Origin of the sequence: Asticcacaulis aquaticus, from assembly GCF_028550415.1 — a bacterium.
Taxonomy (GTDB): domain Bacteria; phylum Pseudomonadota; class Alphaproteobacteria; order Caulobacterales; family Caulobacteraceae; genus Asticcacaulis; species Asticcacaulis aquaticus.
In genome coordinates this window covers 1-13,238 of the sequence record NZ_JAQQKX010000023.1, presented here as the reverse complement: position 1 = coordinate 13,238, position 13,238 = coordinate 1, and the positions used below count along the sequence as shown (strand labels likewise).

Annotated in this window: 7 protein-coding genes and 1 pseudogene; 3 read left to right on the top strand and 5 right to left on the bottom strand. The window is 61.6% G+C overall.

The window, feature by feature from the left end:
* Positions 1 to 3: 3 nt before the first annotated feature.
* The 3 genes from PQU92_RS18015 to PQU92_RS18005 are packed head-to-tail and all read right to left on the bottom strand — an operon-like array spanning position 4 to position 4,064.
* Positions 4 to 813, bottom strand: a complete 810-nt coding sequence (locus PQU92_RS18015) for an ABC transporter permease (protein ID WP_272749687.1) — start codon at positions 811 to 813, stop codon at positions 4 to 6.
* Positions 810 to 1,655 (bottom strand): ABC transporter permease, encoded by an 846-nt coding sequence (locus PQU92_RS18010; protein ID WP_272749686.1) that lies wholly within the window; start codon positions 1,653 to 1,655, stop codon positions 810 to 812. Before PQU92_RS18010 ends, PQU92_RS18015 begins: the two co-directional genes overlap by 4 nt.
* 12 nt (positions 1,656 to 1,667) lie before the next feature.
* Positions 1,668 to 4,064, bottom strand: coding sequence for a TonB-dependent receptor (locus tag PQU92_RS18005; protein WP_272749685.1), 2,397 nt, complete (start codon positions 4,062 to 4,064; stop codon positions 1,668 to 1,670).
* A gap of 308 nt (positions 4,065 to 4,372) precedes the next feature.
* Between PQU92_RS18005 and PQU92_RS18000 the strand changes: the two genes are divergently transcribed.
* From PQU92_RS18000 to PQU92_RS17990, 3 genes are all read left to right on the top strand, one after another.
* Positions 4,373 to 5,461 (top strand): ABC transporter substrate-binding protein, encoded by a 1,089-nt coding sequence (locus PQU92_RS18000; RefSeq protein WP_272749684.1) that lies wholly within the window; start codon positions 4,373 to 4,375, stop codon positions 5,459 to 5,461.
* A 349-nt stretch (positions 5,462 to 5,810) separates the two neighbouring features.
* Positions 5,811 to 9,149: a TonB-dependent receptor domain-containing protein gene (locus tag PQU92_RS17995; RefSeq protein WP_272749683.1), complete on the top strand. Its 3,339-nt coding sequence runs from the start codon at positions 5,811 to 5,813 to the stop codon at positions 9,147 to 9,149.
* Between the two features lie 158 nt (positions 9,150 to 9,307).
* Positions 9,308 to 9,652, top strand: a complete 345-nt coding sequence (locus PQU92_RS17990) for a DUF2322 family protein (RefSeq protein ID WP_272749682.1) — start codon at positions 9,308 to 9,310, stop codon at positions 9,650 to 9,652.
* Here PQU92_RS17990 and PQU92_RS17985 read toward each other — a convergent pair.
* Together PQU92_RS17985 and PQU92_RS17980 are read right to left on the bottom strand one after the other, a co-directional pair.
* Complete coding sequence (locus PQU92_RS17985) at positions 9,649 to 12,105, bottom strand: TonB-dependent receptor (protein WP_272749681.1); 2,457 nt, start codon at positions 12,103 to 12,105, stop codon at positions 9,649 to 9,651. The genes PQU92_RS17990 and PQU92_RS17985 overlap by 4 nt on opposite strands.
* A gap of 193 nt (positions 12,106 to 12,298) precedes the next feature.
* Positions 12,299 to 12,990: pseudogene (locus PQU92_RS17980) on the bottom strand (SDR family oxidoreductase).
* Positions 12,991 to 13,238 lie beyond the last annotated feature (248 nt).

Below are 13,238 nucleotides of genomic sequence, written 5' to 3'. Positions count from 1 at the left end.
TGCTTATCTCACATTGCGCCAGCGCAGGACGCGGTCGGCGATCTTGCTGACGATGAGGTTGGTGACGTAGCCGGTGACGCCGATGATGATGACGGCGAGCAGCACGACCTCCATGCGGAAAGCGGCCTGACCGTTGGCCATCATGTTGCCCAGACCGGGGCCCGGATTGAAGAACAGCTCGCTGCCGACCGAGGACAGCCAGGTGAAGGCGACCGCCTGCATCAGGCCAGTGAAGACGCTGGGCAACGCGCCCGGCAGGACGATGTGGCGGAAGGTCTGCCAGCGGCTGGCGAGGAAGATGCGGCCCACCGCGACGTGGCGGGCGTCGATATGCTTCAGGCCTTCATAGGTGTTGAGAACGGTCGGGTAGAAGGCGGCCAGCGAGATGATCAGTAGCTTTGACGGCTCACCATTGCCGAACCACAGGCTGATCAGGGGGATGTAGCCCAGCAGCGGCACCTGACGGACCGCCTGATAGATCGGGTTGACCAGCACATCGACGGGCCGGAAGGTCGCCATCAGCGCGCCGAGCGACACACCGAGCAGCCCCCCGATGGCGAAGCCCGAGGCCGTGCGGCCTAAACTGGCCAGCCAGTTGATCGGGATTTCCCCGTCGGCAAAGTGTTCGATCAGGCTTTTGAACACCCCATCCAGCGGCACGAAGACATAGGCCTGAACCGCGCCCTGCTGCGAGGCCAGTTGCCACGCGACTAGCGCCAGTACGGGAATGACGAAGCCGCGCAGGCCGAGGGCGAATTTGGTAATCCGGTCACCGGTGGTAGGTCGTATATCGGTAAGGACAGCGGTATTCATGCCTCTTGTCTCCGGGAACCGCGCGTCAGAAGCCGTTCAAGGGCGCGGAACCCCTTGTCGAGCGTGAAGCCGATCAGGCCGGTGATGACGACCCCTATCAGGACCAGATCGAGGCGGAAGGTCTGACGCCCCCACTCCATCATCTGGCCGATGCCGCTGTCGGCGACCAGCAGTTCGGCGGCGACCAGCACCATCCACGAGCGGGCGAGCGCGGTTCGCAGGCCCTGCACCAGCACGGGCAGGCTGGCCGGGACGATGACGTGAGTGAATTGCGTGAGCGCCGGGATGCGGTGGATGCGTGCCACGTCGAGCCAGGTGCGCGGAATGCCCTTGACGCCCTGAAAGGCTGCCAGCGCGACCGGTAGCGCGGTGGCCTTGGCGACCAGCACCAGCTTCACCGTCTCCCCCACCCCGAAGATCATGATAAAGGCCGGGATCAGCGCCACGGTAGGCAACTGCCGCATAATGTGAAAGCCCGGCAGGACATAGGCTTCGGCCTGTTTCGACACCCCCATGAGCGTGCCGAGCGCGATACCGATGCCCGCCCCGATCAGATAGCCGCCGAACAGGCGACCGAGGCTGCCCGTCAGGTGATCCGGCAACTGACCATTGCTCCAGTAGGTGACAAAGGTCTTCCACAGCACTTCAGGCGGGACGACGATTTCCGCCGGGAACCAGCCGCTGCGGCTCAAAAGCGTCCAGCCGACGATCAGGATGATCGGGGATAGGACCGCCGCCAGACGCTGCCGTTTCCACGCTTTGCGCTCGGGGGCCGGGGGCGCCAGAAGCGCCACCGGTTCCGACACGGGCCGGGTTTTCAATATGACTGAACCGTCGTCCACCCTTTGCTCCTTTTAAAACCGTGCCGACAACGACAGCAGGTAGCTGGTCGGCTTGCCCTGTTTCGAGGACGAGCCGTTGTTCGACGGCGCGATGGCGTGGATGTAATATTGCTCGTCGGTCAGGTTCTGACCGGTCAGGGCCAGCCGGTATTGCCCCTTGGCACCGAAGGCGAGCGCGACATTGGCACTGAGCAGACCGTAGCCCTTCTGTTCGAGGGTCGGGTCGAACTCCAGCGTCGGGTTGTAGTACTGCTTGGCGAGGTAGCGGTAGTCGACACCCGCCTCCAGCTCGACGCCGCTCCACAGTTCGCGGCTATAGTCGACCCCGACGGCGGCGGTCAGCTTCGGCGCGCGGGTGAATTCGCCACCCGACGGGTCGATGGTGGCATTGACCAGGCCCAGACGCGGATAGTTGACGCCCGACTGGATCGGATAATTGGTATATTCGCTGGCCAGACGCCCGAACGCGCCCTTGAAGTGCCAGTTGGCGTTCGGGCGGTAGTCGAGCGTCAGTTCCACGCCCTTGACCCAGCCGGCGGCGTTTGAATAACCCTGCCCCACGGCGGTCGACGATGTATTAGTATTGGTCCCCGTGCTCGGCAGGATGACCAGCACCTGAATGCTCGGGTAGTCGTAATAGAAGGCCGAGACATTGGCCGTCAGCTTGCGGTCCAGTACCTGCGTCTTCAGACCGAATTCGTAGGTGGTGATTTCTTCCGGTTCGTATTCACGAATCTGTAGCGTCGCGGGCGTCGTGGCGTTGTTGCGGCGGCTGTTGAACCCGCCCGACAGATAGCCCGTCGCGTAACGGAAATAGCCCAGCACATTGTCCGAGAACGCATATTGCGGCGTGATGTCGAAGGTAAAGCTGTCGTAGGTCTTTTTCAGCGAGGCCTGCGAATTGGTGTTGAGCGTCGCATTGACCGACGAGGGTTTCCACCATTCGGACTCATTATTGAAGGTCACCGTGCCGGTCGCGACCGTGAACGACTGGCTATAGGTCTTGGTCTCGCTGTTGAGACGCCCGCCGACGGTCAGCTTGAATTTGTCGTTGAATTCATAGGTGCCGCTGACGAAGGCCGCCGTGCTTTCGGTAATGGTATCGGTCAGGGTCTGGGCGTAGTTCCGCGTCGAGGCGGGCGAGGTATAGATATTGAGGTTACCCGCCCACGAATCCGAACCGGTCAGTTCCTTGAAGTAGTAGAGACCGGCGATCCAGCTGAAGGCACCCGTGTCAGGCGAGGCCAGACGCAGTTCCTGACTATACTGGCGATCCGGCGTCACCTGACGCGAGACGTTGTTGCGCAACGGGATCGAGCCGGAGCCGTTCGACCAGCGCGTCAGTTTATTCTCTTCGTAGGCCGTGATCGAGGTCAGGCTGTAGTCGCCGATATTCCAGCGTACGCGAATAAAACCCCCGTCGTTACGGATCGTCTGACGGCCCGTATCGGCCACCCAGCTATAGCCGTAGGGCAAAGGGTTCGCCGGGCTGGTATAGCCCTGATTATAGGTGGGATTGCTGATCGGCGCGACGGTCAGGTCGGGCTGGATATAGCCGGGGCTCTGATCGCCCTCATAGTCGCGGCGGTGATAGTTGAACAGGATGTCGAGGTCTTCGGTCGGCGTCCACAGCAGTTGCGCGCGCACGGCCTTTTCGTCGTTTTCACCGACACGCTTGCGGTCCGACAGCTTCCATGCGGTGGACGACGCCGGGGTCACGTCGCCCGCATAGAGGTTGTAGTTCCAGCCCTTGTCTTCGTTCTGATAGACCGACAGACGCCCGGCCAGCTTGCCGGGAATAAGCGTGCCGGTGATCGCGCCATCAAAACCGCGCTCACCGAAGCTGCCGGTCACCGCGCGGGCATAGCCGCCGGTCTCAAAGCTGGGGGCTTTCGAGATGAAGCTGATCGCGCCGCCGGTCGTGTTCTTGCCCCACAGAGTGCCTTGCGGACCGCTGAGGACTTCGACGCGCTGTTGATCGAACAGCGGGAAGGCCTGGGCATAGAAGTTGGCGATATAGACTTCGTCGCGATAGACGCCGATCGGGCTGACGCCGTTCGGATCGGTATTGTTGGTACCCACACCGCGCACGAACCAGCGCGGGCGTTCGCGCCCGTCGGTGGCCACCGCATTGGTATTGGGCGCGAAACCGACCACGTCCTGCGCCAGCTTGACCTGCTCGTTCTTCGCGATCAGGTCGCCGCTGAGCGTGGTCAGCGTAATCGGCACGTCCTGCGCCTTTTCCTCGCGGCGGCGGGCGGTGACGACGACTTCGGTGGCATCATCAGCGCTGGCGGCGGCGACCGGCGCCGGAGCGTCGGCGGCCAATACCGGCGCGGCAAACGCGAGAGAGGAAATGCCCGCCAGCAGCAGGCCGCGTAAGGTTTTTGTCGTGAGGGAGGAGGTCATATCAACACTTGTTCGGGGAGGCTGAAACACAAATGCCTGGCGCCCCCGTTGTCAGGTCTGCCGGCCATGAAGGTGGCCTTGCTACGACAACCGGCACCCCTTCGACAATAAAGCCGGACTTAATGTTGACTTAAGTGATTTTATAAAATGAAATTTTTATCTATTATATTCATATATTTAAATATCATAATTCATCATATTTTCTCAATATAAAATCTTTTTAGTTTTAATTTACGTTGACACGGGCGCCTCTCCACCACCAGAGATAGCCACGTTTTGCACGCCTTCCGCGATTAAAGGATTTCCCCATGGCCGACACCCTGACCAACCTTTCCAACGACGCTCCCGCGCTCGACCGCATCTGGTTCACGCGTTGCCCCGTGCCCACCGCGACGGGCCTTGCCTATAAGCTGGGCTGGCTGACGGACGAGTTCGCCGCCGACAAGCTGCCGGTCGAAACGCTTCAGGAAAGCACGACCGAGCTGCGCCGCCACCACTACGACCACCGCTTGCCCTCGCTGATCCGCGAAGGCGGCAATATCCTCGCCTTCGGGGCGCGTTCTCAGGGCGAGCCGACCAAGCTGGTGGGCCTGACCTGGATCGAGGAATGGCAGACCATCCTTGTCCGCCCGGACAGCGGCATCTCGAAGCCGGAACACCTGAAAGGCAAGCGCCTGGCCCTGCCGACCTGGACCGATCATGCCATTCCCTCGCATCAGCGCGGCTCGTCGATCTCGCGCGGCATGTCACTGGCGGGCTATAAGGGCGCGCTGGCCGCGGCCGGGCTGACCTTCGACGATGTGGAACTGGTCGAGGTGTCGTCGAACCGCGCCGCACCGGTGCAGGATCTGGCGGGCGGTAATCGCGCATCGGCGGGCAATCTGGCGGGTCTGTGGGCCTTGCAACGCCTGATCGACGGCGACGTCGATGCCCTTTACGTCAAAGGCGCGGCAGCGGTCGACGCGGCCAAGAAGCTCGGCATCGTCGTCGGCATCAATCTCGACCACCTGCCCGAGCGCCGCTTCCGTGTCAATAACGGCACGCCGCGCCCGATCACCGTGCATCAGAGCCTGATCGACAACCATTTCGACGTGCTGACACGCTTCCTCTATCAAACCCTGCGCGCCGCCGACTGGGCCCGCGATAATTTAAGCGGCGTGCGCGACATCCTGCAAAGCGAAACCCGCGGCAGCGCCGAAGCCGTCAGGGAAGCCTATTCCGACGACGCCCTGCAATCCCTGCACCCGACGCTGGATGATGAGCGACTGGCCCTGTTCGATCAGCAGAAAAAATTCCTCTGGCTGCACGGCTTTATCGATAACGACTTCGATCTTGGCGACTGGGTCGATCCGCGCCCGCTCGAAGCCGCCCGCGCCTTACTGAAACGTCAGGGCTAAAACCTATGCGTAAGGGGAGGCACACGCCTCCCCTTTTTCTCAGCCCCCACGCGTCCGGAAATGAACGGAATCATTAACCGGCCCGCCCCTGAACACACGCTATAAATTTCAATTCTGAAATCTATAGAACAAAAAGCGGCACGTTAAATACATATAAGAAATATATTGTTCCATAATTACAACCCAATACTCAGTGCCGCGCTCAAAATCAGCTTTCCGGTTCTTTTCTATTGAAAAATATCCCTTTGCCTTCAGCATAGACGAAACCCGTGCCGTCCGTCATTTCAGACGATGACACCGGTATCAATAATATGCATCGGCCCAAGACCGAGCCTTAGGGAGACACGCAATGAGGAACACCCCCGTTCATCCGGGCGCGCAGACGCGTCTGTTGAAGAGAAGCATTTCCTATCTGGCCTTGGCGGGCCTGATGGCGGCAACGGGCGCCTACGCTCAGGACGCCGCGCCCGCGCCGGCCGCGCAAGGGGAAGACCTGACGACCGTGGTCGTGACCGGCTACCGCGCAAGCCTGCAAAGCGCGCTGAATACCAAGCGCAAGGCCGACGTCATGCTCGACGCCATCAATGCCGAGGACATCGCCGACTTCCCCGACGCCAATCTGGCCGAGTCGCTGCAACGTATTCCCGGCATCTCGATCGACCGCGATAACGGCGAAGGCCGCACCATCACCGTGCGCGGTCTGGGCGCGGACTTCCAGCGTACGCGGATCAACGGCCTTGAGGCCCTGTCCACGGCGGGGGCCAACGATTCAGGTTCGTCGCCGAACCGCTCGCGCGCCTTCGACTACAATACCTTCGCGTCTGAACTGTTCAACTCGCTGACCGTGCGCAAGACCGCCTCCGCCGAAACCGACGAAGGCGCGTTGGGTGCAACCATCGACCTGCAAACCGCCCGCCCCTTCGACTACAAGACCGACACCTACGCCTTCTCGACCGAAGCGGCATGGTACCAGAACGGCGATTACTACAATCCGCGCATGACGGGCCTGATCTCCAAGCGCTGGGCCGACGGACGTCTCGGCTGGCTGGGCTCGATCGCCTATTCCGAACGCGACACCAATTCCGACCAGTATCGCCGTCAGGCGGGGCAGTCCGACTACACCTATCGCGGCTCGACCTGGGCGACGGCGGAAACACCCTACCGCGCCGGGTTCGCTGCCCCCACCGGCACCACCTTCGGCACGGCCATCACCAATGCCGCCTATCTGGCGGCGGTGACCGGTTCGGACGCCACGGCCTATAACAACCTCTATCCGGGCTGCTCAACCGCGACCACGGCGACCGATCTGGCCTGCGCCAACTCCACCGTCCGCATCCCGGCGCTGGCGCAAATCCAGCAGCAGAAAATCCATTCGGAACGCCTCGGCATTACCTCGTCGTTCCAGATGAAGATTTCGGACAATACCAAGGTGTCGGTCGATTATCTGGGCTCGCATTTCGAGAACGAGAGCACCTATTACCAGATCCAGACCGTCGGCCTGAACCGCAACAACACCAATGCCGGTCTGGCCACCGCGACGGCTTCAACGGCGCGCGCCACCAAGCGCGGCTACTATCCGGGCACCTGCACCTATGCGGCGGAAACCGAGCTGGCGGCGGGCACCGACTGCGGTCAGTCGCTCTACGGCACCAACCTCGCCACCAATATGTGGTACAGCTACAACCCGTATAATCTCGACGTTTACGACTATTACAACAACCCGGCCTCGGTCGGTTACGTGGCCTCGACCGACGGTCTGGCCATGCGTACGGCCATGATCGGCCGCCCGGCGGTCAAGGTGCTCGCTTCGCACGTCAACAGCGCCGGGATCGCCGACTATCTTCAGCTTCAGAACGTCGACTGGCGCTCGGGCGCCGACCAGAACTCATATACCACCGACTTCAACCAGTTCTCGGTCAACCTCGATCATCGCTTCAACGACCGCCTGAGCATGACCATGATTCTGGGGGCCTCAAGCTCGGTCAACAAGAACACCGGCCTTCTGGTCGAGTTCAACAAGCTCGATTCGCAGGGCATCTTCACCTATGACGAACGCAGCGGCGGCAATATGCCGGTCTTCGATCTCGGCTTCAACGCGGCGGATTCGAGCCAGTGGAGCATCGTCAAGGGCATTTCCGGCATGCGCCATTATCAGCGCAACGTCGAAAACACCTATTCGGGCCTCAAGACCGACTTCAAGTACGATCATAACGACGCCCTGACCTTCAAGTTCGGCTTCAACGACCGCGAATACAGCTTCGAGACCAGCCTGCGCGAACGCAATAACGACCTGCTCAACCCGACCGAAAAGGAAGCGGGTGTCAGCGTTGCCTCGCTGGGTCAGATCATCAACTTCGGGCAAGGCCTCGACCTGTCGTCGGGGACCGCGACCAGCTTCTTCGCGCCGAATATCGAGGCTTTCAAAGCTGTGTTCGGCTTCGACTGCGACTGTATCAACAAGTACGGCGACTGGACCCTGACCAGCAAGAAGAGCTCGCGCGAAAGCTATGAGGTGACCGAACACGACACCGGCACCTACGGCCAGGCCGACTTCCGCACCAGCCTGTTCGGTCGCGACCTGTCGGGGAATTTCGGCGTTCGCGTCGTGCAGACCAAGGTCGATGCCGAGGGCGCCAACTCGGTCGGTCGCCGCATCAAGGACAGCAACGAATATACCGACACCCTGCCGGCGCTCAACCTGTCCTACGACGTGGCGCGCAACCTGAAGATCCGCGTCGGCGCGGCCAAGGTCATGTCGCGGCCCAACCTCTCCATGCTGTCGCCCAGTGTTTCGGCGATCAGCATCCCCAATACCGGCGCGACGACGGGCGCGACCATGACGGTCGGCAATACCAAGCTCAACCCCTACCGCGCTACCAATTACGACCTCAGCGTGGAATGGTACTTCGCCAAGGGCAGCATCCTGTCGCTGGCCCTGTTCACCAAGGACATCAAGTCCTATCCGCAGACCGTGCTCTACAGCGCGCCGATGTCGACCTTCCTGACCGCCGACGCCATCGCGGCCCTGAAGCTGCAATACGCCACCGGCAGCGTCGCCGACAACTACGCGCTCGCCTATATCAACGGTGACTACGAAGTCACCGCGCGCCAGTACCGCGACGCCCCGGGCGGCACGCTGAAAGGCTGGGAATTCAATTACGAACAGCCCTTCACCTTCCTGCCGGGCTATCTGGCCAATACCGGCCTGCGCCTCAACGCCACCCATATCGAGTCGGAGCTGACCTATATTCTCGATCCGGGCTCGTCGACCGTGGCCGCCAGCTACGGTACGGGGCCGTGGCTGGGCGCCTCGCCCAACGCGCTGAACTTCACGCTCTACTACGAAGACCCCAAACTGTCGGCGCGCATCTCGATGTCGAAGCGCGAAGGCTATTACACGACCTATCCGATCGCTTCGGGTTCGTGCGCGGCGGGGACGGTAACCTCGGGCACGGCGGCGTGCGACTCGCCGTTGGTCAACGACTTCGAAGGCAGCGAGGGCACGACCAATGTCGACTTCTCTTCGTCTTACAAGTTCAGCAAGCGCCTCTCGATCTCGCTCGAAGGCCTCAACCTGACCAACCAGACGACGAACCGCCAGGCCTATTACGCCAACGGGTCGCCCGTCGTCAGCCAGTACGCCTCGACCGGCATGCAGGTCACGCTGGGCCTGCGCTACAAGTACTGAAACACCGGCTCCCTGTTACAGCACCTTCGAGTGCACGGCTGGTAAACTGAGGGCGGCGTCCCCACGCCGTCCTCTTTCTTATGCAGACAATTGCGGGATAGCCGCCATCGCGACAAGATGTTACATGCCCCGGCACTCACATCAGGAATAGGCGACAGATGACTAAAATTCAGCCCGGCCCGTCGTTCAGGGAAAACCTCCAGCACCTGCCGCCGGTCACCGGTCTGGCACGGATCGACCTGCTCGACGCGACGGGTAATGTGATCGCCACCATCGAGAATGAACCGGGCAAACAGGGCTCACTGGCCGTCTATCAGTATCTCAGCCAATGCTTCGATACGCTCGATGCGGCGGCAGCGGCGCATGGACTGGACCTGTTCGCCGAGCATACGGCGGACGCGCGCAACCGCCCCGGCGCGCATCCCAATGTCGATCGCCTGATCGGCATCGTTGATGGTGGTCAACCTATGCGCATCTATATCGTGGCGGCCAACCCGGCTTAGTACCGGGCGGACAGAGTGATCCCCAGCGTGCGCGGATCGCCCGGCACGGCAATGTAGGGATTGATCGCCGAGGCCGTGGCGAAGCCGTGGATATAGCGCTCATCGAGCAGGTTCTTCGACCACAGCACCACGCTCAGGCGTCCGTCCGCCGTCCTGAGTCCGATTCCGGCATTGACCAGCGCATAGGCGGCCTGCTTGCCGAACGACGATTTCGGATTGAGCAGCGACACCTTTGAACGCCAGGCCGCATTGCCGTAGGTGAACAGTTCGAGACGGCCCACCGGACGCGCGTACTCGAAACTGCCCTGTACATTCCATTTCGGTACCCCCGGCAAGGCCTCCCCCGACAGCGACAGGATGGGCCCCGTCGACGCCGCCAGATCGACCGGCGACGGCGCCGACGGATAGTCGATCGATCGGGCGTCATTGCCGGCCGCGCTGAGGCTCAGGCTCAGGTCCGGCGATACGCGCCAGCGCGCTTCGACCTCGATGCCCTGCGCGCGCACCTCGCCGACATTGCCGAGATAGGGCACGGCCACCGCGGTCGAGACGACCCGCGCCCCCTGATAGTTGGTAAGGGTGTTGCGATAAAAATTGACGTTGAACAGCAGGCGGCGGTTCAGCCACATCGACTTGACACCCGCCTCGTAGGCCTGCGACTCCTCCGGCGCGATCAGCAGCGGCAGGGTGAAGCTGGCGCTGATCGGCGAGGCGGCGGTATTGGCCGCGCCCGACTTTTCCCCATAGGCCGCCGAGGCGTAGAGCCGCACATTCTCGGTCAGTTTGTAGGACGGGTTGATCAGCCACGAGAGCGAGTCTTCGGTGCGGGCATCGCCTATGCTGTAGATACCACCAAGCGCCGCCGACGTCCCGCCGAAACTGGCCAGAACCGCCGCGCGCGCCGAGGCCAGCGACGCCGTCAAGGGCGCACCGCCCGTGGCGGAGCCCACCACCGTCACACGCTTGTCTTCCGAGGTGTAGCGCAGGCCCGCCGTCACGTCGAACCTATCGGTGATATGCCAGGTGCCCTGCCCGAAGACGGCTGAACTTTTGGTGCCGACCTTGCCGTGCTTGGCATAGTCGACATCATTCAGAACCGCGGGCAGCAGGAGGTTGGCCGGCAACTGCCCGGTCAGGAAAAAGGCCGTCGCGTCCTTGTAGAACAGGAAGTGCAGGTTCGACGACAGGTCTTCGCGCAGATAGAAGGCCCCCACCTGCCAGTCGAACGGGCCCCCGGCGGGGCTGGCCAGACGGAACTCCTGCGAATACTGGTTCACATCGATGTCGTACCCGCCGCCGAGGATATTGAACGGCGTATAGTCGCTGTCGTTGACCGGGCGGAAGGTCAGCTTTCGCCAGGCACTGATCGCCGTCAGGGTCAGGCCGCCGACCTCCCAGTTGACTTCGTTCGACACCCCCTGCGCTCGCGACTTGGCACGGCCCTGCGTGTCCAGATGGGCGTTGTCCGGCAGGTTGAAATCGGCCGTGTAGCCGAAAACGGACTTTAGGCGATTGGTCCAACTGCCCGGACGGGCACCCGTCGGATTGGCCGTCGTCGTATAGACCGTGCCATCAGGATTGTAGTTGAAATTGGCGTCCGACTGCGGCGCATAGAAGTTGTTGAACTCCTTCGACTCCAGTTGCTCGACGATCAGGCGGCTGGAGACCGTCCCGGTCGGCGTGAAATAGAGCTGACCGCGCAGGGCGTAGCGATTGTTATCGAGCAGTCGGTCGCCATTATATCTGTTCTCGATCCAGCCGCCGCCTATATCGCGCGACACGGTGAGCCGGTAGGCCAGCCGGTCCTCGACTAGCGGCCCCGTGGCGCTGAAGCGGAACTGAGTACGGTTGCGGCTGCCGACGGTCAGGTCGCCCTTCACCTCCGGCGTAAAGCTTGGCAGCCGGGTCTTGATGATGACCGCGCCGACGGTGGTGTTCTTCCCCAGCAGCGTGCCCTGAGGGCCGCGCACCACCTCGATGCCTTCCAGATCGACGAAGTCGAGCCACGAGAAGCCGACATGGGTGTAGAAAACATTGTCGACGATCAGGCCGACACCCGATTCCGAACCGTCATTATTGGCGTTGCCGCCAAGGCCGCGGATCGCCATGCCTGACACGCGTGTATTCTGCTGAATCGCGATGAAATTCGGCACCTTGGCCCCGTAATCCGAGACGCGGTCGAGATGCTGCGCGTTCAGTTCGGCGCCCGATACGACGGAAATGGCCAGAGGCACGTCCTGCAAGGCTTCCTTGCGACGGCGCGCCGTGACGATGACCTCGGTCGCGTCGATTTCGCTCCGCACATGGGGTTCCGTGGCCGGCTTTTCATCCGCGCGCACCGCCACCGGATCGGCCAGAGCCCAAAGCGGCATCGCGAACATCATCGCGCCGGAAAGGCTCTTACGGATCGTCTTGCGCAGACGTCCCTCGCTCATCTGGGTGACATGGAACATCCCTATGCCATAGATGATTCTCGCCGCGCGCAACACATATCGCCGTCATCCCAAATCCTGAACCCGGATGTCGATGCCCTCCCGTGCGACAAAATCTATACGCAATCCATATTCGCTGTCTTGTATCTGGTGAGCCTCATTCCTGAGTCCCCGGAAACGATGAAGGTGGGCAACACGGTAGATAATAATAGTATCAGATCGTCGGGATAGTTCCGCCGTCGATCACGTGTTCGGTTCCGGTTATGGACGATGCACGATCCGAAGCCAGGAAGGCATTCAGGTCGGCGACTTCTCCTGGTGCCGCGGGTCGTCCGAGCGGAATACCGCCGAGCGAGTTCATGATGACCTGAATGGCTTCATCGTAGCGTATACCGGCCTGCTCGGCGATGCGCAGGGCCAGGCCATTGGCACCGGGATCGGCGGAAACCCGTACGCCCCGAACGCCCTTTGGTGACACCTCTTTTGAAAGGCTTTTGCTATAGGTGTTTAGTGCCCCCTTGGCCGAAGCATAAGCGGTCGTCGCCTCCGGCAGCGGTAGGCGGTTCTGGATCGAAGTGACGTGGATGACGCCTGATCGATCATGCCAGGAATGAGCGCGCGATCGAGCCTGACCGCCGGAAAGAAGTTCAGATTGAACTCCTTTTCCCACTCTTCATCGGTGAGGGCTGCAAAGACGCCTGAAGGGGCCGACGAGCCGCCCAGCACGTTGACGAGGACGTCGATCCCGCCAAGCTCCCGCTGCACTGCATCGACGACGGTTTGGGCCCCTCCCCCTGTGGTCAGGTCGGCTTCGACGAATGCCGCACCCGAGAAATCGGCCGGCCTTGACGAGCCAAGCTTTGTTCGGATGGCGGCACGCAATGGACTGGGGCTTGGGTATATCATGGAGGCAGATGTGCGCGACGACATCGCCGCGGGCCGCCTGGAGCGCGTACTCGAAGACTGGACGCCATCGCTGGCTCCGTTAGCGCTATATGTTGATTTCCGCTGAGAAGTGCCCCACTTGGCGGGCTAATTTCCACTGAGAAGTGACCCATGTGAAACTCCCCTCGTTGTATGGCAGCGAGGGCTCAAGGAGTGATAGACATGGCGTTATTGAGCGTCATTCGACGCTGGGCACTTCGGGATCGGAT